At 43.8% G+C, this 18,698-nt stretch carries 22 protein-coding genes; 2 read left to right on the top strand and 20 right to left on the bottom strand.

From position 1 onward, the window contains the following. Positions 1–6: 6 nt before the first annotated feature. From flaG to degS, 16 genes are all read right to left on the bottom strand, one after another. Positions 7–348: a flagellar protein FlaG gene (gene flaG / locus BTA31_RS02215; protein ID WP_076788741.1), complete on the bottom strand. Its 342-nt coding sequence runs from the start codon at positions 346–348 to the stop codon at positions 7–9. A gap of 184 nt (positions 349–532) precedes the next feature. After that, entirely contained in the window at positions 533–1,465 is a 933-nt protein-coding gene (gene hag, locus BTA31_RS02205) for a flagellin Hag (RefSeq protein WP_076788740.1), read from the bottom strand. A 134-nt stretch (positions 1,466–1,599) separates the two neighbouring features. Continuing rightward, on the bottom strand, positions 1,600–1,824 hold the full coding sequence (gene csrA, locus BTA31_RS02200) for a carbon storage regulator CsrA (RefSeq protein WP_043926683.1): 225 nt from the start codon (positions 1,822–1,824) through the stop codon (positions 1,600–1,602). After that, positions 1,818–2,249, bottom strand: coding sequence for a flagellar assembly protein FliW (gene fliW, locus BTA31_RS02195; RefSeq protein ID WP_076788739.1), 432 nt, complete (start codon positions 2,247–2,249; stop codon positions 1,818–1,820). The genes csrA and fliW overlap by 7 nt, the downstream gene beginning before the upstream one ends. Positions 2,250–2,270: 21 nt before the next feature. Beyond that, positions 2,271–2,837 carry a DUF6470 family protein gene (locus tag BTA31_RS02190; protein WP_076788738.1) on the bottom strand — a complete coding sequence of 189 codons (567 nt, stop codon included), beginning with the start codon at positions 2,835–2,837 and terminating at the stop codon, positions 2,271–2,273. 49 nt (positions 2,838–2,886) lie between these two features. After that, a complete protein-coding gene (flgL, locus tag BTA31_RS02185; RefSeq protein ID WP_076788737.1) occupies positions 2,887–3,798 on the bottom strand; it encodes a flagellar hook-associated protein FlgL in 912 nt (303 codons plus the stop codon). A 10-nt stretch (positions 3,799–3,808) separates the two neighbouring features. Then, positions 3,809–5,332 (bottom strand): flagellar hook-associated protein FlgK, encoded by a 1,524-nt coding sequence (gene flgK / locus BTA31_RS02180; RefSeq protein WP_076788736.1) that lies wholly within the window; start codon positions 5,330–5,332, stop codon positions 3,809–3,811. A 15-nt stretch (positions 5,333–5,347) separates the two neighbouring features. Then, a complete protein-coding gene (locus tag BTA31_RS02175; RefSeq protein ID WP_076788735.1) occupies positions 5,348–5,824 on the bottom strand; it encodes a flagellar protein FlgN in 477 nt (158 codons plus the stop codon). Between the two features lie 18 nt (positions 5,825–5,842). Then, a complete protein-coding gene (flgM, locus tag BTA31_RS02170) occupies positions 5,843–6,109 on the bottom strand; it encodes a flagellar biosynthesis anti-sigma factor FlgM (RefSeq protein WP_003185713.1) in 267 nt (88 codons plus the stop codon). 79 nt (positions 6,110–6,188) lie between these two features. Then, on the bottom strand, positions 6,189–6,608 hold the full coding sequence (locus tag BTA31_RS02165; protein WP_076788734.1) for a TIGR03826 family flagellar region protein: 420 nt from the start codon (positions 6,606–6,608) through the stop codon (positions 6,189–6,191). A gap of 58 nt (positions 6,609–6,666) precedes the next feature. Next, complete coding sequence (locus tag BTA31_RS02160) at positions 6,667–7,401, bottom strand: double zinc ribbon domain-containing protein (RefSeq protein WP_076788733.1); 735 nt, start codon at positions 7,399–7,401, stop codon at positions 6,667–6,669. Further along, positions 7,358–7,642: a late competence protein ComFB gene (gene comFB, locus BTA31_RS02155; RefSeq protein WP_043926694.1), complete on the bottom strand. Its 285-nt coding sequence runs from the start codon at positions 7,640–7,642 to the stop codon at positions 7,358–7,360. The genes BTA31_RS02160 and comFB overlap by 44 nt, the downstream gene beginning before the upstream one ends. Positions 7,643–7,696: 54 nt before the next feature. Then, positions 7,697–9,091, bottom strand: a complete 1,395-nt coding sequence (locus BTA31_RS02150) for an ATP-dependent helicase ComFA (protein ID WP_083698254.1) — start codon at positions 9,089–9,091, stop codon at positions 7,697–7,699. A 122-nt stretch (positions 9,092–9,213) separates the two neighbouring features. Next, positions 9,214–10,056: a DegV family protein gene (locus tag BTA31_RS02145; protein WP_076788731.1), complete on the bottom strand. Its 843-nt coding sequence runs from the start codon at positions 10,054–10,056 to the stop codon at positions 9,214–9,216. Between the two features lie 119 nt (positions 10,057–10,175). Beyond that, complete coding sequence (gene degU, locus BTA31_RS02140; RefSeq protein WP_003185730.1) at positions 10,176–10,865, bottom strand: two-component system response regulator DegU; 690 nt, start codon at positions 10,863–10,865, stop codon at positions 10,176–10,178. An 81-nt stretch (positions 10,866–10,946) separates the two neighbouring features. Further along, positions 10,947–12,104 carry a two-component sensor histidine kinase DegS gene (gene degS, locus BTA31_RS02135; RefSeq protein ID WP_003185733.1) on the bottom strand — a complete coding sequence of 386 codons (1,158 nt, stop codon included), beginning with the start codon at positions 12,102–12,104 and terminating at the stop codon, positions 10,947–10,949. A 222-nt stretch (positions 12,105–12,326) separates the two neighbouring features. On the opposite strand from degS, the gene BTA31_RS02130 reads away from it, so the two are divergent. Together BTA31_RS02130 and BTA31_RS02125 are read left to right on the top strand one after the other, a co-directional pair. Further along, entirely contained in the window at positions 12,327–12,965 is a 639-nt protein-coding gene (locus BTA31_RS02130; protein ID WP_076788730.1) for a YigZ family protein, read from the top strand. 14 nt (positions 12,966–12,979) lie between these two features. Continuing rightward, positions 12,980–14,056 carry an LCP family protein gene (locus tag BTA31_RS02125; protein ID WP_076788729.1) on the top strand — a complete coding sequence of 359 codons (1,077 nt, stop codon included), beginning with the start codon at positions 12,980–12,982 and terminating at the stop codon, positions 14,054–14,056. A gap of 59 nt (positions 14,057–14,115) precedes the next feature. Here the strand turns inward: BTA31_RS02125 and BTA31_RS02120 are convergent, their stop codons facing one another. The 4 genes from BTA31_RS02120 to tuaG all read right to left on the bottom strand — a co-directional run bounded on the left by BTA31_RS02120 (position 14,116) and on the right by tuaG (position 18,677). Beyond that, positions 14,116–15,384, bottom strand: coding sequence for a Kelch repeat-containing protein (locus BTA31_RS02120; protein ID WP_076788728.1), 1,269 nt, complete (start codon positions 15,382–15,384; stop codon positions 14,116–14,118). 130 nt (positions 15,385–15,514) lie between these two features. After that, on the bottom strand, positions 15,515–16,579 hold the full coding sequence (locus tag BTA31_RS02115; RefSeq protein ID WP_043926700.1) for a glycosyltransferase family 4 protein: 1,065 nt from the start codon (positions 16,577–16,579) through the stop codon (positions 15,515–15,517). Positions 16,580–16,709: 130 nt separating this feature from the next. Next, positions 16,710–17,891 (bottom strand): teichuronic acid biosynthesis protein TuaH, encoded by a 1,182-nt coding sequence (gene tuaH / locus BTA31_RS02110; RefSeq protein WP_076788727.1) that lies wholly within the window; start codon positions 17,889–17,891, stop codon positions 16,710–16,712. A gap of 27 nt (positions 17,892–17,918) precedes the next feature. Then, positions 17,919–18,677 (bottom strand): teichuronic acid biosynthesis protein TuaG, encoded by a 759-nt coding sequence (tuaG, locus tag BTA31_RS02105; RefSeq protein ID WP_043926702.1) that lies wholly within the window; start codon positions 18,675–18,677, stop codon positions 17,919–17,921. Positions 18,678–18,698: the final 21 nt, after the last annotated feature.

Genomic DNA, 18,698 nt, shown 5'->3' with positions numbered 1-18,698 from the left:
CCTGTTCTATGTAGTTTTATCGACAATTAACCCCATACATTCCGCCATCGCCGCATAAAAATCGAGCCACTCTTTTGGCGGGATCTCACGGATGACTTCCTCTGTCCGATTGTCCACGACTTTCACATAATACTCTCCCAGTTTTTCATGAAGCACAAACTGAAGGTGGACTTGCGACGGCTCCAAAAGGTTGTTTGCGCCTTGTACGGTTTTTTCAAGCTGAGCAAATGTAAATTCTGCAGCGTCCGTCTGCTGCGGGCGTTCCACAGCTTCAGACTGTTTATTCATCATCTGCGTTTTGTAAGCATCAATAATGGGTTCTAAAGATGACAATCTATTGATCGACAATTTTTACCATCCCCTATGCTATGATCTAAAACTTATATCGGCTAAGGGCGAATGAGATTAAATATCTTTATGGAAAAAAATTATGAGAAAGGACAAAGAGGTTTAAATAAAAAAAGAATCCCTGCAAAGGATTTTTAGACAAATGTAAAAAAAGACCTTGGCATAAGCCAAGATCCTTTTAAAATTAACGAAGCAACTGAAGAACGTTTTGTGGCTGTTGGTTCGCTTGAGCAAGCATCGCTTGAGAAGCTTGAGAAAGAATGTTGTTCTTCGTGAACTCGCTCATTTCTTTTGCCATGTCAACGTCACGGATACGAGACTCAGCAGCTGTTAAGTTTTCAGAAGAAGCACCAAGGTTGTTGATTGTGTGCTCTAGACGGTTTTGTACCGCACCAAGTTTAGCGCGTTGTGCAGATACTTGGTTGATCGCTGAATCAACGATTTTTAGTTGAGTATCAAAACCTACATCTGCTGCATCCGCATCATTATCAGCAAATTTAGTTACATCGATATCTCCAACTGATTGGTTAGCTAACATAGTTTGACCAGTAGTATCTGCAGGATCTTTAACTCCCAATGCATCAGTGCTCATTTTTTCAATGTTAACAGAAATTTGTTGCGTTGCGTTAGCACCAATTTGGAAAACTAAAGATTTGTCACCTGCCGCAGGGGCTGCTGGATCTGCTGGTGCTTTAAAAGTACCATCCAACAATTTCTTACCGTTGAACTCTGTACGTTCTGAGATGCCATCAATTTCGTCTTTTAATGCTTTGATTTCGTCTTGAATCGCTGTTAAATCTTCACCTTGTTGTGTTCCAGTGTTTCCAGCTTGAACAACTAGTTCACGAACACGTTGAAGGATTGAGTGAGTTTCAGTCAATGCACCTTCAGCTGTTTGGATAAGAGAGATGCCGTCTTGAGCGTTCTTAGAAGCCATTTCAAGACCGCGGATTTGTCCTCTCATTTTTTCAGAGATGGCAAGACCTGCTGCGTCATCTCCGGCACGGTTGATGCGAAGACCAGAAGAAAGCTTCTCCATGTTCTTTTGGCTTGCGCCGTTGTTTGCTGACAGACGGTTCAGCGTATTAAGCGCCGCAATGTTGTGGTTGATTCTCATTGTGTATTTCCTCCTTGAAATGTGTTTGATTGCACGTCCATGTGCATATTTTGAAGCATTCAGGCTGTCCTTCCTGCTACATAATTTATATCGGAACTCCCTTTGATTTGTTTATAGCAAAAATAAAAAAATCCTCACTTTTTTTGTGAGGATAATTTCGCAAGTAAATCGTTTGAGATGGAAGCGGCCCGGCTGTTTTCTTCCTGGATCGCCAAATAGATTTCCTTGCGGTGAATGTCGACATGCTTCGGCGCGTCAATGCCGATTTTCACCTGGTCGCCGTCAACGGATATGATTTTCACTTCAATGTCGTCTCCGATTTGAATCGCTTCATTGAGCTTCCGGGATAAGACTAGCATACTTCCCCTCCTATCGGCTGCTTTGTCTGATAAGAAGAGTCATGCAAAATCACTTGTTTGGCAAGCATTTTTCTGCGGTTCACCACAATCGGCGCCATCAAATTGGCCGTTGATTTCTCGAATGGCTCTTCGATCGTTAAAATCGCCATCACTTCAACGTCTTCGGCAGAATCGATTTCAAGAAGTTCAACCGTCGTTTCATCAAGGTCAAAGCCGTAATCTTTGAAAAAGACGAACGGACTGGCGACAATGAATGCAAGCTCTTCCGACTGCATCGACTGAAGGACGACGAACGGCGAATCCTCTGACAGCGGCAGGATGACAAACTTCTTCTCGCCTGTAAACCCGGGCAGGCCGTTTTTAAACACGATTGTCTGGTCTTCTTGAATTTGCGCTTCTCCGTGATACTTCGTTTTAATGATCATCATTCACGATCCTTTGCTGAATTACTTTTGTTTTGGGTATTCCACATCTATTTTTACCTCCGGATATTGGAGCATGTCAACCTTCACACTGCCTGGCGTATAGTTAACAACCGGTTTATTCGGCGTTGCTTCGATAACAGGCTTGCGCGGCGTCGCTTCAATGTTCACTTCAGCCGGTTCGTATGCGATTTTCACCCTGTCAAACGACGGCGTAAAATGAACGCCGATTTGAATCGGTTCAGGCTCGCTGTTCCGCCTCGCCTGGTCTGCCAGCGGATTGCCTTCGATTTCGATCCGCATCATTTCGTCCCCTTCTTCAGCGGTCCGCGCCATTCCGGCGAGCCAATCCTGATAGCCCTGCTGCGCCCCTTCTTCAATCCTTTTAAATATATGCTTTCTTTCTAAGTCTTCCCAAGCTTTTGTCTGGTCAATCGTGAGCTTTGAAGGGGTGGTTGTTATCTCCAGTTCGGCCGGCGGCTGCTCGATTTTCAAGTCGGCTTGCGGCTGTTCCATTTTTAAGTCCGGCGGCGGCGTTGTTAAACCGATGCGGCCAGGGATATTTTGCATGATCAGCCTCGGCATCTCCATTATGATATCCTCCTTTTGCTGAAAAAAAGCAACTCGGATAGAGTCGCTTTTATCTTAAAAAGTCAACCAGTGTCGGCTGAACGATTTTCGCATTTATGGCAAGTGCAGCTCTATGAACCGATTGCTGTGTAATAAATTCAGTAATGATTTCTTCAAGCTCAACATCTTCGTTGTCTGACAATACCTTTGTCGCCGTCTCTTCCTGTTCGCTCAGCCGTGAATTGATCAATTCGAGCCGATTGTAGCGCGCTCCAATATCAGATCGCTCATTGCTCATCTGATTAGAAAACTGGTCAATGTCTGAGAGGGCGTTTTCCATTCCTTCCATTGTTCCCGCTTTTAAGGCGTTCTCGAGAGACTCAATCATTTCAAACACATTTTGTCCGCTGCTTGATTGTCCGCCGAAAGCCGAAATCGGATTGGAGTTTACATTTAAAGTTGCATTTGGCGAAACATTGATGTTAACGTCAGAGTTGCTAGTATAGTTTTCAAAATTGTATGTGTAAGTACCATCGGCGTTTTTTGTGATCGGAGCGACGTCAGAATTCGTTCCGTTAAAGAGGTAGCGGCCGTTGACCTGCGTGTTGGCGATCTGGATCAGCTGGTCTTTCAGTTGGCCGATTTCGACCCCGATCGCATTTAATTCATCCTCGCCGTTTGTACTGTTTTGAGCCTTAACGGTCAGCTCTCTGATTTTCGACATGATATCAATGCCTTCTGTAATGTTCGTTTCCGTGTTTTCAAGCCATGTAAAAGCTTGCGAGGCATTGCTTTGGTATTGTTTAACCTGGGACAACTGTGTATTATACTTCAGGCTTTTCATTGCGACGACTGGGTCGTCGGATGCCTTTGTGATCTTTTTTCCTGAAGAAATCTGGGATTGAAGCTTATCCAGCTTTCCATAACTTGAATTGATGTAGCGCAAAGAATTTTTTGCGATCATCCCTTGGGTTACCCGCATGAATCTCTACCTACCTTCCCACGACACCCATGCCGTTAATAATCTTATCGAGGACTTCGTCCTGTAGCGTTATCATTCTCGCAGCTGCGTTATAAGCATGCTGAAATTGGATCATGTTCGACATTTCTTCATCTAATGATACGGCGCTTACAGACTGTCTGTTCAATTCAGCTGTGTTTACAAGCGTTTCTGTATTTTTGGCCAGTCTGTTTGTTTCCTGAGCTTTTACACCCATTTCACCGATGATGCCTGAGTAATAGTCTAAAACGGTCGTCGTTTTGTCGCCGATTTGCATTTTCTTGGTGAAGACATTAGCGAGATTTGTCGCGTTGGAGTTGTCGCTCGCTTCACCATTCAGCGATGCGGCGATTTTATCGCCTTTTGAATTGAGGATCTCATCGGCTACTTTGATTTTGCCTGCGGCTCCCTTTGCAGGCTCAGACTCTCCCCCGGTGAATTCAAAGAAAATGCCTCCCGGTTCTCCTGATGAAGTAAACCCGCTTTGATGGACTGCATTAAACTCTTTCGCAAAAGCAAGTGCCATCGTATCCAAGTCTGCGAGCATTTCAGGATATAAACCTTTTTCTGCACCGTTTGACATATATCCGAAGGACTCGATTAAACCGAGCAGCGACCCTTTGCTAGTAAACGAATCGATGCCGATGTCCGTCCCGCCGAGGGAAACGCCTGTCACAAGGCCTGTATCGTTGTCGTAATTTACTTTGACCGTTTCAGTCGTGAAGTTTGGTCCGTCAAGAACCTGGCCCAGAGACTGGCCGTTTTCGTCCAGGATTTCTATTGATGCAATGCCTTCAGCGGTTGCAAGTGGGTTGCCGCCAGTCTTCGTATAGCTGACTTTGATATTAACCATTGAAGACAGTTCATCAAGGAGCTGATCACGCTTATCGTACAAATCATTCGGGAGATAGCCGTTCGGCTCGACTTTGGCAATTTGCTCGTTTAAACTGTTCAGCTGTGACAGAAGCGAGTTGATCGTCATCACATTTTGATCAATCTGGTCGCCTAAATTTGATTGAACGGTTGTCAGCGATTCATACAGAGTGTTAAATGTCTCGGCGACCGCCTGCCCTTTTTGTCCGACGACAGAAGCTGCGCTCGGCTCGTGGGCGTTATTCGTCAATTCCTGAATGGAATTCCAGAATGAATTCAGAACCTTGTTTAATCCGGTGTCGTTCAGTTCATTCATAATCCCTTCCATTTGGTTAAAAGCGTCCACTTTTGCATTGTAATAGCCGGCCTTTGTATTCTGCGTCCGGTATTGATAGTCCAGAAAGCTGTCTCTAACCCGTTCAACCGAACCGATTTCAACGCCTGTACCCATCTGGCCGGCAAGCCCGACAGAGTCTCTTGATACGGACGGATAAGGGGTTGATGCTTTAAATGTAACACGTTGTCTTGAATACCCTTCGGTATTGGCGTTGGATATATTGTTTGCTGTTACGCTCAGAGCTGATTGCTGCGCGGACAATCCTCTTTTGGCGATTTCCAGCCCTAAAAAAGTTGGGTTTGTCATCTTTTTCACTCCGTTCTAAGCTTTTGAGTCGAATAAAGAAAGCCGTTTTGCCCCGCCTGTCTGGTTTGGCTGCTGCTCTTTTCCGTAATTTGAACCGCCTTCTTTTGGAAGGAGCATATCAAATGTAAGCGAGATAAATTGAAGCGACTGAAAAGTCAGCTGCTTGTTCAAATCGTTCACATCCTTTAAACGGATGACGAGCTGTGAGAGCTTGGCATACAGCTGTTCCAGCACCTTTTTCTCACCGCCCGCAGCTCTGCTGATACATGCGCTGATGGTCGCGTCCGAGCTGCCGATACAGCTTTTAGTTGCTTCAATGCGGGACTGCTCCGTTTGTTCAATCGCCTGCACATACTTTTGTTCTTTTGTCACGATTTCTGAAAGTGCCTTTATTTCGTTCGTCTTCAGCGCCTCCGTTTTTTGTTCCGACAGAGACAGCAGATGTTCATGCAGCACGCATAAGCGCTCCAGCTCTTCAATCACCCGTTTCACTGAACTGACTTCCTCCTTTTATTGCTGTTTATAAAAATTGACCATTTTTTCAGCTATGCCTTTGCCGTCCACTTTGTACGTTCCATTCTCCACGGCTGCTTTCAGCTGGGCAATTTTCTCCTGACGCTCTTTCATTAAATCAGGGCCTTTTTGCAGCTCCTTTGCTTTCGCAGAAATCTCAACTTTATCTTCCGGCTGGGCTGCACCCTGTGAAGAAGCTGTTTGTTTTTCAAATGATTTATGATAAGGATTAACAGGTTGTGTTCCATATTGGTTGATCTTCATGGGATTCCTCTCACTTTCCGCCATAGTTATCTATGATCATACTCATTTTATCGTCTGAGCTTCAAGTTAGTTTAGGGAATCAGTCATTTTTAGGCTTAAAGGTATAGTACGTGCCTTTTGAACTATTGTTTTTCTGTTTTTCAAGCTGCTCCAGCTGGTCTAATTGACTCATTTGCGATGCTAAATCTTGCTCGCATGACATGCAATAACGCCCTTCCCGAATAAGCGTGCTGCACCTTTCGCACGGATAGCCGAGATTCGGGAAATTGGAGATTTGAATGCGTTTCTGTCTGATAAACTTCAATATTAACTCTTCGTCGACACCTGTTTTTTCTACGATCTGAAACATTGTAGACTGCCGGTTTTCCTGTTTTTTCAGAAATTTATAAACGGTTTCATACGCACGCTCTTCCTCTTTCACGCATGAAGCGCAAACGGTTTGAAAACTGCTTTTCATAAACAATGCATTACATCTTGGACAATTCGCCAATTGATTCATAAATTTTGACCCCTATCCTTAAATTCTATCTTTTATATCGGCAGGGAAGAAAAATGATTTAGCTTCGAATTAATGTATATGATGATACAGATTTTGCTTCTCCGGATGTCATCAGACAATCAGCGGCATGATGAAGGGTCGCCCCTGTCGTATACAAGTCGTCAATCAATATGATATCCAGATTCTTTACTGATCCCTTTTCGGTTCTAAAAACGATTTTTGGCTTAATCCGCTCTTTTCTGCTTTTTTTGGATTGTTTTTCATTTTCGATTCTGATCAATGGATGAATAACGGGTCTTTTTAATAAGGAAGCAAGCCGCTCCGCCTGATTAAACCCCCGCTCCACTTTACGTTCTTCACTGAGAGGTATCGGAACTAAAACAGCAGGGGTACGGCGACAGTATTGATTGAAAGTATTGATAAATGAAGGAGCAAAAGCGAAGACCAGTTCAGCATCACCTCTGAACTTAAAACGGGCAAGGACTTCTTTCATGAAGGTATTGTAGAGATAGACAGAGCGGTTTTGCCTCAAAAGAGAGCGGGTTAACGGATCAGCTTCCCATTTTGCGCAGTCACCGCACAGCTCTTCGCTCTCCTGGGGCCGTCCGCACTTAGAGCACACGATTCCTTTGATCTTGATAAAGTTCTCTTTACATGCCCTGCATATTTTCTCTTCTGATCGTAAAAAGAAAAAAGCATGCCATGAGAGAGAATCTAAAAGAGACGCTTCACAAATTAAGCAATTCAGTTTATTCCCTCCCTTTTCGATTGCTTTCGCAAAGCGGGTTGTCATTCACCTTTCTGGCAGCTTCAGCCAAGGTGACGAGCATTGATGTATTCTTTTGTTTGTCAACGAGCTCTGCTTTTATGTAAGTCAGCTTCGACTCATCTGTTACATATTGCGGTTTTACTGCATTTAAAGCCAAGGCGAGCACATCCTCCCTGCACCTGCTGCACGTACATCTCATGTGCAACTGATCGATATACTGATCAAACAACTCTTCCAAAACAGCTTCTTTGGCATTGACTAGCATCCGGCACCGCTCCTCATTTTATATTCATAGGTATACTTTACCATGAATATCAGACTAGTCAATCAACATTTCCTTTTTAGACATTTTATTCATATTTTGAATATGACGCCGCGCTGCATTCATCGGCTTTGTCCTGCCGTAATGAAAGAAACAGACGTCTCCAGCTGTGTGCTCGGGATGCCTGCCGGCTCTTCCGGCCATTTGGACGAGGGCGCTTTCGGTAAAAACCTCCGACTCTGCCCCCAGCACTCCAACCTGCGCATTTTTGACGGTCACTCCTCTTTCCAAAATCGTTGTTGTCACTAGCACCTCAAGCTTACTTTCCCTAAATTGGTTCACTTTTTCATTTCTGTCAGGGTCTTCGGCATAAACTCCTTCAGCGCGAAATGTTTCCTTTTTCAGCAGACTGACCACGGATTTAAGAACAGGGACAGAGGGAACGAATAAAAAAACCGGATGCTGCAGTTCCTGGTGCTTAAAAAGCCATTTTTTGAGGCGAAAAGGAACTTTTCTTCGTTTCAAACTCCTTTTCCAATTTCCGGACCAAATCAACATAGGTTCAGGCAGCGGACTGCGGTGGAATCTCGCGGGAATACGGACGGTGTCCAGCTTTCCGCTCTCAGCCCTTTTTTTCATATCCGCTGAAGGCGTGGCAGTTAAATAGATGTGAGCGCTTTGCCATTTTGCCGATTTTTTAACAGCGTATTGCAGCGTGTTATCAAAAGAATACGGAAAAGCATCCACCTCATCTATGATGATCACGTCAAATGCTTCTTTATAGCGGAGCAGCTGGTGGGTAGTTGAAATGATAAGCGGCGAGAGAGCCCCAACGTCTGAGCTCCCTCCGTATAAAGCGGCAATTTCCGCCCCTGGAAAGGCTTGACGAAACCGAGGAGCAAGCTCGAGCACGACGTCCGTTCTCGGAGTGGCGATACATACTGTCAAGCCGTTGTTCAGCGCGAATTCGATCCCTTGAAAGAGAAGTTCTGTTTTCCCCGACCCGCAAACCGCCCAGACCAACAGTTCCTCTTTCCTTCGTATAGCATCGCTAATGGATTTGGCCGCTTTTTCCTGACCGGCTGAAAGCGCGCCTTTCCACTCCGTATGAACAGGCGCCCATTCATGTCTGCCATGCACGTGCCACGTCAACAGAGGCGTACACTCGCTCACCCTGCCCATCATGACGCAGGATCGGCAGTACACGCAGCATTTACTGCATCTATAGCAAGGATACCGGGCGAAACATGAGTGTTCGTGCTGGCCGCACCTCAAACAAATAAAGCCTTTCTTCGTTTTTTTAATACCTTCCTCCGTTTTTATCAAGCCTTCTTGGATATGCCAATCAATGACAGATTCCGGAAAAGGAAGTTCGCTTTTCAGAAGGTGTCGCTGCTCCAAACATGACCGTAATTCACGGGAATAGAAGGCCGGATGTTCGATGTGAATCACCTCCAATCTGCCATTAGTATCTATCATCCATGGTTTCTTGTAAAACAGTCAAAATCTAAAAATCTCCCTCCAAAACCGTTGAAAAAGAAAAAATCTCCGTTTTGCAAAACGGAGATTGGCTTTTATACTGTATACCAGGCGATACCCATTGCTCTTTCACCAAGGTGGGTGCCGATCACAGGCCCGAAATAGCTTTTATAAAATTCGACATGTGCATATTTCTGCGACAATTCTTCGATTATTTGATCGGCTTCTTCTTCACGGTTGGCATGAATCACAACCGCTCTCAGCGGCTTTCCTTTTTCGGCATCTTCGCCAAAAAGCTCAAATAAACGGTTCATCGCTTTTTTTCTCGTCCGGATTTTTTCGTAGGGAACGATCAGCTTGTTCTCAAAATGCAAAATCGGCTTTACTTTTAAAAGGCTTCCGACAAAAGCCTGGGCGCCGCTCAGACGTCCTCCCCTTTGCAAATGTGAAAGGTCGTCAACCATAAAATAAGCCCTCATTGAGGTTTTCATATGATCCAAGTGGCGAATGATTTCTTCCGGAGCCGCTCCTTTTTCCGCCATCTCAGCCGCTTCGATCGCATAAAAACCTTGAGCCATGCAGCTGATTTCCGAATCAAACGGATACAGTTTAATTCCATCCAGCATACCGCTTGCTGATACAGCGCTGTTAAATGTTCCGCTGATGCCGCTGGAAAGGTGGATGCTGATAACCGCATCATATGTTTCTCCGAGCTTTTCATAGAGAGAAATCAGCTCGCCGTACGCGGGCTGGGAAGTCGTCGGGAGATTTTCGTGAGCTTTTACTTCTTTGTAATAGTCCTTCCAGCTCATATCGATCTCTTCCCTGTATGAAGTCTCTCCAAAGATCACATTGAGAGGTATCATATAAATATTGTAGTGATCGCGCAGGTCTTTAGGTATATATGCCGTACTGTCTGTTACTACTGCTGTTTTCATGAAATAAACCTTCCTTATGAAAGATACTCTTTTCTATTTTAAAAGAAAAAGCAGCTTTTTTCATTATAAAGTTTGATTTTCTGCCAAAAGAAAAGACCTGCCTTATGGCAAGTCCACCTTTATCTCATTTCTACCCAGCCGTTTTTAATGGCTACAACAACAGCCTGCGTTCTGTCGTTTACATTCATTTTTTGAAGGATGTTGCTGACGTGGTTTTTAACCGTTTTTTCACTGATAAATAATGATTCGCCGATTCCGCGGTTGCTTTTTCCGTCCGCCAGCATCTGGAGAACCTCGCATTCCCTTCTTGTAAGAATGTGAAGAGGTCTCCGGATTTCCGGATACACTTCATGCTGAGCGTGAGATGATACACCGCTTGTTGCAAGACGGCGGAATTCATTCACAAGATTATGCGTAACCTTAGGATGCAGATAAGATCCGCCTTCGGCTACCACTTTCACGGCTTCGATCAGCGTATCGGCATCCATTTCTTTCAGCAGATAGCCGCGGGCTCCTGTTTTTAATGCATGTGTAACATAGTTTTCGTCATCATGGATGGATAAAATAATAACCTTTGATTCCGGATACAAGTCGACCAGTTGTTTTGTCGCTTCTACTCCGTTCACATTCGGCATATTAATATCCATGATGACAACATCAGGATGGTAGTGCTCGACAATGCGAGCCGCTTCATCTCCGTCGTCTCCTTCGGCCACTACCTCAAAGGTAGGTTCGAAATCCAAAATCCGTTTGACACCTTCACGGAATAACTGATGATCGTCAATAATTACAATATTTACTTTAGTCACAAGCTACGCCTCCCCATTCTCATTGTTAAACACACCGCTTTTATGGTCAATATGTCTTTTGTCTCTATTTTACAATTATCTTTACAAAGACAGTGGAACTTTAATCAAAATAAATGTCCCAAGACCTATTTTCGAATCGATTGTCATTGAGCCTTCGAGCAAATCGACTCTTTCTTTCATACCTAGCAGACCGAAAGATTTGTTCTTCTTGCCTTTTACTTCTTTTAAGTCAAAGCCGTTTCCATTGTCTTTGATAATCAGCGTCACAAAATCTTTTGTCACTTCTACTTTAACATGAATTTCAGTTGATTCGGAGTGTTTTAAGGCGTTTGTCACTGCTTCCTGTGCAAGCCGGAATAGTGCCACCTCAAACCGCGGTGCTATTCTTCTCTCTTCGGATTCACCGATGCATTGGAAATGAATCTTTGCTTTTCCATGATAATCTTCGATCGTGTTCAAGTATTTTCTGAGCGTCGGTATCAATCCCAAATCGTCTAAAGCCATCGGTCTTAAATCATAAATGATTCTTCTGACTTCATAAAGAGCATTTCTGACGTTTTGCCGGAGGTTTTTAATTTCCTGAAAGCCTTCTTCTGTTCCTTTGTCTCTGAAGATGCGTTCGATCAGCTCAGATCTCATCATGACGTTGGCCAGCATTTGCGCAGGACCGTCGTGAATTTCCCTTGAGACCCTTTTTCTTTCTTCCTCTTGGGCTTCGATAATCCGCAGGCCGAAGTCCTGTTTGGCCTGCGCATCTTCAAGGAGAACGCCAACCTGACGCAGATCCTGATTTAAATAGTTTAAGACGACGGTAATCTGGCTGACAAGCCCTTCTGAACGCTCGATGATTTCCTGAAGCCCCAAAAGGCGCCGTTCCAGATCATCACGCTTCTCTCTCAGCTGCTTTTCCCGCTGCTGGATCATCGTCAGTTCAACCTGCAGTTTGTGGGCTTTTTCATAAGCTTCGCGAATCTCTTCTTCACTGAATTTATGAAAGTTTCTGCTGACCTCTGACAAGCGGTTCCGCGCATGGCGGGCATGCACTTCCAACCTGTCGCCAAGATCGATGACTTCGTTGACCTGCTGTTTAATCTGTTTCAGCTCTTCTACCAAGCCTTCGTATTGCTGACGGGACTGCTCTCCGATTTGAAAGACCTCATCCTTGCTCCCGTCAACCGTTTTTAACATCTTCATAATGATTGAATCTAAAACTTTGGAGTCCATTTTGGAAACACTCACCCATTTTCCCTCCGTAACAGCATTGTCATTTAGTTTTATTATAAATTTCATTGAACTGAAATTCGTGTCGAATTATAATGAAAGAATGCGTATTCTGGTTTTTTGGTTTTTTTATGGTTACCGATCCATTTCTATTTAATCATAACAAAATATGCGCCAAAATTCTAAGTCTGTTCGATATTTAGGAGAACAGCCGCATGGCTTGTCAGGAGGTAAGCAGGCATGCTGCAAAGTTATCTCACTGTTGCAGGTGAAGGGACCCATGAAATCGTGATTGAAAAATCCCGGTTTATATGCCACTTGAGCCGCGTCAGTACTGAAGAAGAAGCACAGAACTTTATCAATCACATAAAAAAACAGCATTGGAATGCGACGCATAATTGCTCGGCTTACGTCATAGGAGAAAATGATCAAATTCAAAAAGCGAATGATGACGGAGAACCGAGCGGGACAGCGGGCGTTCCGATGCTTGAAGTTTTGAAGAAACGCAACCTTAAAGATACATGCGCCGTTGTGACGAGGTATTTCGGCGGTATTAAACTCGGCGCAGGAGGATTGATACGGGCTTACGGAAAATCCGTGTCAGAGGGGCTGAACCATGTCGGCGTTGTCGAACGAAAGCTGATGCGGGTCATGCACACCACTGTGAACTATACATGGATCGGCAAGCTTGAAAACGAGCTTCGCGAGTCCCCTTATCAAATAAAAGACATTCATTATGCCGACGATGTCGAATTTGAAACGTATGTCAAGGAAAGCGAAAAACAGGCATTTACGGAATGGATAACCGAATTAACAAATGGCAAGAGTGAGAATAGAGAAGGCATTCAAGTCTATTTGGAAGAAGCTTTTAACAATTAAAGGAGAATCATCATATGGCTGAGCGTATTAAAGTGAAAGTGCGGAAAAAAAAGAATAAAAAGAGAAAGCTGATTAAACGGTTTATAGTCCTTATGCTGCTCGCACTTCTCGCAATCGGCGGAGTGGGCATATATAAAATTATTAACACGATTTCCGCTGCTGACGGCACTTATGATGAGCTTGCGCGCGGGGAGAAGTCAAAGCTCAGGGACGATGTCGTGAATATTCAAAAAAAGCCGTTCTCGATTCTTTTTATGGGTGTTGAAGATTATTCGACAAACGGCGAGCACGGACGGACGGATTCCCTGATTGTCGTGACGCTCGATCCTAAAAAGAAGTCGATGAAAATGCTGAGCATTCCGCGGGACACAAGGGTTCATTTGGCCAGCGACACAACCGGCACAAAAACAAAAATTAATGCGGCCTATGCAAAAGGCGGCAAGGATGAAACAATCGAGACGGTAGAGGACTTCCTCGGAATCCCGATTGATTACTATGCCACAGTCGATTTTGACGGGTTCAAAGATGTCATCGATGAAATCGGCGGAATCGATGTTGACGTGCCGTTTGATTTTAACGAAAAAAGCGATGTCTCCAAATCGAAGAGAATCTATTTTAAAAAAGGAAACATGCATCTAAATGGAGAGGAAGCTCTTGCCTACGCAAGGATGAGAAAACAGGATAAGCGGGGAGACTTCGGGAGAAACGATAGACAGAAGCAAATCTTAAAAGCCGCTCTTGATCAAATCTCCAAACCGCAAAACCTCGCTAAAATTGATACAATTGCCCAAAAAGCAAGCAAAAACATTGAGACAAATTTCAGAATCACACAGGCCATGGCGCTCCAGCAAATCTACAGCGGCTTTGCTGGCGATGATATTAAAACATTAAACATCACAGGACAGGATCTTACGATTGCAAATGTTTATTACTTTGAGCCTGACCAGCAAAACCTGGCAAACGTGCAAAATGAATTGACCCATCATTTATACCCGGACTCAACTGCTGATTCGAGCGGAACATCGTCTGAATCTTCCGCAACCGCTGACGGAACAGACAGCTCAGCTGAATCGCCTGCTGATTCTTATTAAGAATAAAACCTCTTGAAAACTGATGACAGTTTTCAAGAGGTTTCTTTTTGTTTTTAAAATTATTCTTTATATTTATTGACTTCAAACATCAAAATATTTTTAAAGACAACATAATCTTTTTTGCTCTCAAACGGTCCTTTATTGTTATCGTGTTCATCAATTTCATAAAAGCCTGGACCCTCTCCAGCATCTCTCTGCTTGTACCAACTCAAAAAAGCATTCACTTCTTTTATTGAAAGCTGATACTCCTTTTGAAGGCCGTTTACCATCGTAATAACAAGCAGCGCGTTTCCTTCTTCTGATTGATCTGTATCATCCGTCTTCCCCTGGTTGTCGTCATTCGGATTCTTTGAATCTTCTAGTGACAGCATTTCAACAGACCTAAATTTAGAAGTATGCAACAATCGAAGGTTTACACTTTCACTTCCACCTATTGCATATAAATCCTTTCCAACAGCAACTGTTGCTGCACCTGCCCGTTTATATTGAAGATCTTGAATTTCTTCTACTGTATCACTTTTTGGATCATATACTTGGACCTTTGAAGTAACAGAATTTTTGCCTATAGCTCCGCCTGCAATATAAATTTTGTTTCCAACCACTGCAGATGATACATATGTGGCCACACTTCTTAAGTTACTCTTCTTAACCCAATTGTCTGTTTTTGGATCATATTCATAGATAAATCCTGAAATACCTGCACCACTGTTATGCGTTCCCCCACCTATATAATATATTTTTCCGTTGACAGTAGCAGCTGCTGCACCTGAATTATTTCTAGGTTGACGATATTTTGTTTCCCACTTCTTTGTTGCTGTGTTATACGCAAAATGCGTTGGCTTGCCTGGCTCTTGTTGAGTAAATAAGTGAATCGTATTATCTATAACAGCCGCTGTAGATAAATAACTTTTTACAGGGGCATCGATCCCACTTTCCCAGGTGTCAGTCTTGTAATCATAAATTTCAACTTTTTCAGTGTTTGCATAATTTCTGGTGTTATATGTATTACCACCAATCACATATATTTTATGATCCACAACTGCAACTGCAGCACCTGCTCTTTTGGTAGGCATATCCGTTTTTTGCGTCCACTCATTTGTTTTAGGATCATATACAAATGTTGTATTTGTCGCTACATTTTCCGACCCAAATCCGCCAATCACATAAATTTTCCCATCTACAACGGCAGTAGCCGCGGCGCTTCTGGCCTCCGGTAAATCAGCTTTACTTATCCAGCTCTTCCCGCTATTTTCCTCTGCTGACGCACTTCCAAACGGCGCCAAAATAGCTGAAAACAGAATTACAAACATAAAGAATAGCTTTCTCACAAAAAACACTCCTTATAATAAAATATTCCACTCTTTCCTTTATCGTCCAATCTAATAGATATTTAACATTGGCTTGTATTTAAACGAAAAAAAGACCTGATTTCAAAAATGAATGAAATCAGGTCTTTTCTCAATTCCTCTTCACCATCCGCCTGTAAAACTTCGTAAAAGGCTTGTACTGCTCATTTACAAGGCCTGTCACCTCTGCGATGATCTGCATGAACAGGATTAAACCGAAGATGATGAAGATGGACACCCAAAGCGTCGCTGTTTTTAAAAGAATGGCGCTCAGGCTGAAGACGACGCCGATTAAATAAATGACGATGACGGCTTTCCGATGGGACAAGCCGAAGGCCATCAACCTGTGGTGAATATGCGATTTATCGGGAGCGGAAATCGGCTGCTTGTTTAAAATCCGCCTGATGATCGCAAATGTCGTGTCAAATATCGGCACTCCTAGTATAATGATCGGAATGACGACGCTGAACAGAGTCACGCTTTTATACAGCCCCAGCAGCGACAGAACCGAGATCACATAGCCCAAGAACAGTGAGCCCGTGTCTCCCATAAAGATTTTTGCCGGGTGGAAGTTATAGAACAGAAAGCCGACCGTACTTCCGATGACAACCAGCGACAAAGAGAAGATCAGGATTTTATCGGCAGAAAAAGCCATGACGGCAATCGTCGAAAGACCAATGACGGATATACCCGCAGCCAGTCCGTCCAATCCGTCGATTAAGTTGATGGCATTGGTGATCCCGACGATCCATAAAATCGTTAGAGGGTATGCAAGCCACCCCAAATCAAAGCGAAGATCCCAAAACGGAATTGATAAAAATTCCATTTTTAAGCCTGTACTGACGATGATGCACGCTACTAATATTTGAACGATAAATTTAATTCTCGCGCTTAAATTATGTTTGTCATCTACAATGCCTAAAATGACAATCATAAAAGCACCGAGTGTAATTGCTGTTATTCTGTTTTCATAAAGGCCGCCGGCAAACGAACCGGTCAATACTCCTATAAAAATGGCTAAACCGCCCATTCTCGGCATTACTTTATCATGTATCTTTCGTTTATCCGGCTGATCCACGACCCCGGATTTGATTGCTAGACGTTTGACAAGCGGAGTAATAATTAAAACAGTAATGAGAGAGACAAAAAACGCAAGTACAGTGCGTTCATAAGACATAAGGAAGTCTCCTTTTTAAATGAAGTCTGGTCGTATTAAAGATCATACCTTTTCATTATACAATTTCATTATTTATTATAACAAGCTCCAGCCAAAAGAAACATCACGAATTAATATCCCCCGCCGCAAATTATGCATCTTTATTCAAGTTCAATTTATCAAGCATCGTTAAAAATAAATGATGCCAGTCTCTTTCATGTGCGATCTTTCTGCGCAGTTTCACATGGGCGACATCATCATGCGCAAGCTCCAGCTCTTCACACACCGCTGTAAATTCAGCGGGGTCGTTTCCTGTTAGATGACGGTAAACGTGTTCCTGTTCAACCTTTTCCGTTGAAGGGAGGTTCATACCGGCAACAGGCTTTCCGGCAGCCAAAAATTCAAACAGCTTTAAAGGAAATACCGCATTATTATATGGCGACGGTTTATACGGCATGATACCAATATCCACTACATTCATATAAGCTGGTACTTCCGACGGCGCAGCTGGGCCCGTCCAAATGACATTATCCTCTTCAAGAAGTGCTTTAAAATCTTCGTCTCCGTTTGTCCCGTCAGGACCGACAAATAAAAATGTCCACTCTTTTTTGGTTCTGGCAGCTTCTTTGATGAGCTTAAAATCGAGCTTCGGCTTGATTCCGCCGATAAAGCCGAGGACGGTGCCTTCCCTTCCGTTTAATACATCAGCTTTTTGCTTATTTTCCGCAAACAAGCTGTATTCCACACCATTTTCGATTGTAAAAACCGGCTTTGTCTCTCCTTGAAGCCGGTCTGCTACGTTTTGGTGCAAATATTCAGAAGTGCAAAAAATCGTATCAGCAGCTTTAATAATTCTGCCTTCAGCTTCAAAAATGACCTTTTGCCTGAATCCTGAGACAAGGCTTTGGCTTCCGCTGATCGGCGCCGCCCACAGGTCACTGCAGTCATAGATGACCTGATCCCACTGATAAAGCGATGACAGCAGCGGAAAACCGGGGAATGTGTACCATAAGCACACCTTTTCCCCTTGAACGTCTTCTTTCAGCCGGTCAAGCAGCGGCTTCAGCTTGCTTTGATAGAAAACATCCTTGTAGCGGGCAAACCTGAATATTTTCTTTTTCAAAAAATCTTTGACTGCAAATTGCTTGATTCCGTTGCCAAGCAATGTAAAAGTCTCGCGGGAAGGATTTTCAGACGGACAGACCCAAATGACTTCCTTCGTCTCCTTGCGGCCAGCCAAAAACTCAGCAAGGCGGTGCCTTCTGTATCTTAGCTGATCCTGCCCCCATTCGCCTGTCGCTACTATGACGTGTATGACTTGATCTGCTTTCACTTTCAATCACCTTTTCTGTCAATGCCGTTATAATCTTTTCATGACTGCGTTCTTAGCGTAATGGAAAAAGCACCATGTCGCTTTCATCAAGTGAAGGCGTTCGATTTCCCTGTACACATACCAGGTTTTTCGCGCCGCCTTCCATTTGTTACTGGAGATCGATGTTTCTACGATGCGGTATTCGGCGAGGGGTTCGTTCAGTCCGTATGCCTTGAACCCCCGCTTTAATACGGACAGCCATGTCGCCAAATCCTGACGGGTTCTAATATTCGGCATCCGGATATCACCCGTTTGCTCTCTGTCAATCATCACCGTCAAACAGCCGATGATCGTATTTTTTAATACATCATCATATGTAAGGCTCACGGGTGCATGAATGGTTTTATGAAGCGGTTCGCCATCTTGGCTGATCAGCTCGTATGCCGTAAATGTGAAAGCATGCTGATGCTTCCTCATGAAGGCAAGCTGCTTATCCAGCTTTTCTGCTTTCCAAACATCATCGCTGTCCAAAAAGGCGACATAGCGCCCTTCGGCTTTGCTAAGCGCCGCATTTCGCGCCGCTGCAGCGCCTTGATTTTCTTTCAGAAAAATGGCATGGATCCGCTCATCATCTTCTTCATAGCGCTTCAAAATGTCTCTTGTCCCATCTGTTGAGCAATCATCGGCAATGATCAATTCCCAGTCGGAAAACGTCTGATTTAAGACGGACTGAATGGTTTTTTCGATAAATTCCTCCGCGTTATAGGAAGGCGTAATGACAGAGATTAAAGGTTTTTGCCTCGTCATGGTCCTGATCCACATCCCCAA

The organism is Bacillus haynesii (assembly GCF_001969855.1).
Taxonomy (GTDB): Bacteria; Bacillota; Bacilli; order Bacillales; family Bacillaceae; genus Bacillus; species Bacillus haynesii.
The sequence above is the reverse complement of the archived record's forward strand: the minus strand, read 5'-3'. Positions and strand labels throughout refer to the sequence as shown.

Coding starts and splice junctions, on each gene's coding strand:
- hag (WP_076788740.1), bottom strand. CDS start 1,465: ATGAGAATCAACCACAACATTGCGGCGCTTAATACGCTGAACCGTCTG.
- csrA (WP_043926683.1), bottom strand. CDS start 1,824: ATGCTAGTCTTATCCCGGAAGCTCAATGAAGCGATTCAAATCGGAGAC.
- fliW (WP_076788739.1), bottom strand. CDS start 2,249: ATGATCATTAAAACGAAGTATCACGGAGAAGCGCAAATTCAAGAAGAC.
- BTA31_RS02190 (WP_076788738.1), bottom strand. CDS start 2,837: ATGGAGATGCCGAGGCTGATCATGCAAAATATCCCTGGCCGCATCGGT.
- flgL (WP_076788737.1), bottom strand. CDS start 3,798: ATGCGGGTAACCCAAGGGATGATCGCAAAAAATTCTTTGCGCTACATC.
- flgK (WP_076788736.1), bottom strand. CDS start 5,332: ATGACAAACCCAACTTTTTTAGGGCTGGAAATCGCCAAAAGAGGATTG.
- flgM (WP_003185713.1), bottom strand. CDS start 6,109: ATGAAGATCAACCAATATGGAACACAACCTGTTAATCCTTATCATAAA.
- BTA31_RS02165 (WP_076788734.1), bottom strand. CDS start 6,608: ATGAATCAATTGGCGAATTGTCCAAGATGTAATGCATTGTTTATGAAA.
- BTA31_RS02160 (WP_076788733.1), bottom strand. CDS start 7,401: ATGACAACCCGCTTTGCGAAAGCAATCGAAAAGGGAGGGAATAAACTG.
- comFB (WP_043926694.1), bottom strand. CDS start 7,642: ATGCTAGTCAATGCCAAAGAAGCTGTTTTGGAAGAGTTGTTTGATCAG.
- BTA31_RS02145 (WP_076788731.1), bottom strand. CDS start 10,056: ATGAAAACAGCAGTAGTAACAGACAGTACGGCATATATACCTAAAGAC.
- BTA31_RS02130 (WP_076788730.1), top strand. CDS start 12,327: ATGCTGCAAAGTTATCTCACTGTTGCAGGTGAAGGGACCCATGAAATC.
- BTA31_RS02125 (WP_076788729.1), top strand. CDS start 12,980: ATGGCTGAGCGTATTAAAGTGAAAGTGCGGAAAAAAAAGAATAAAAAG.
- BTA31_RS02115 (WP_043926700.1), bottom strand. CDS start 16,579: ATGTCTTATGAACGCACTGTACTTGCGTTTTTTGTCTCTCTCATTACT.
- tuaG (WP_043926702.1), bottom strand. CDS start 18,677: ATGACGAGGCAAAAACCTTTAATCTCTGTCATTACGCCTTCCTATAAC.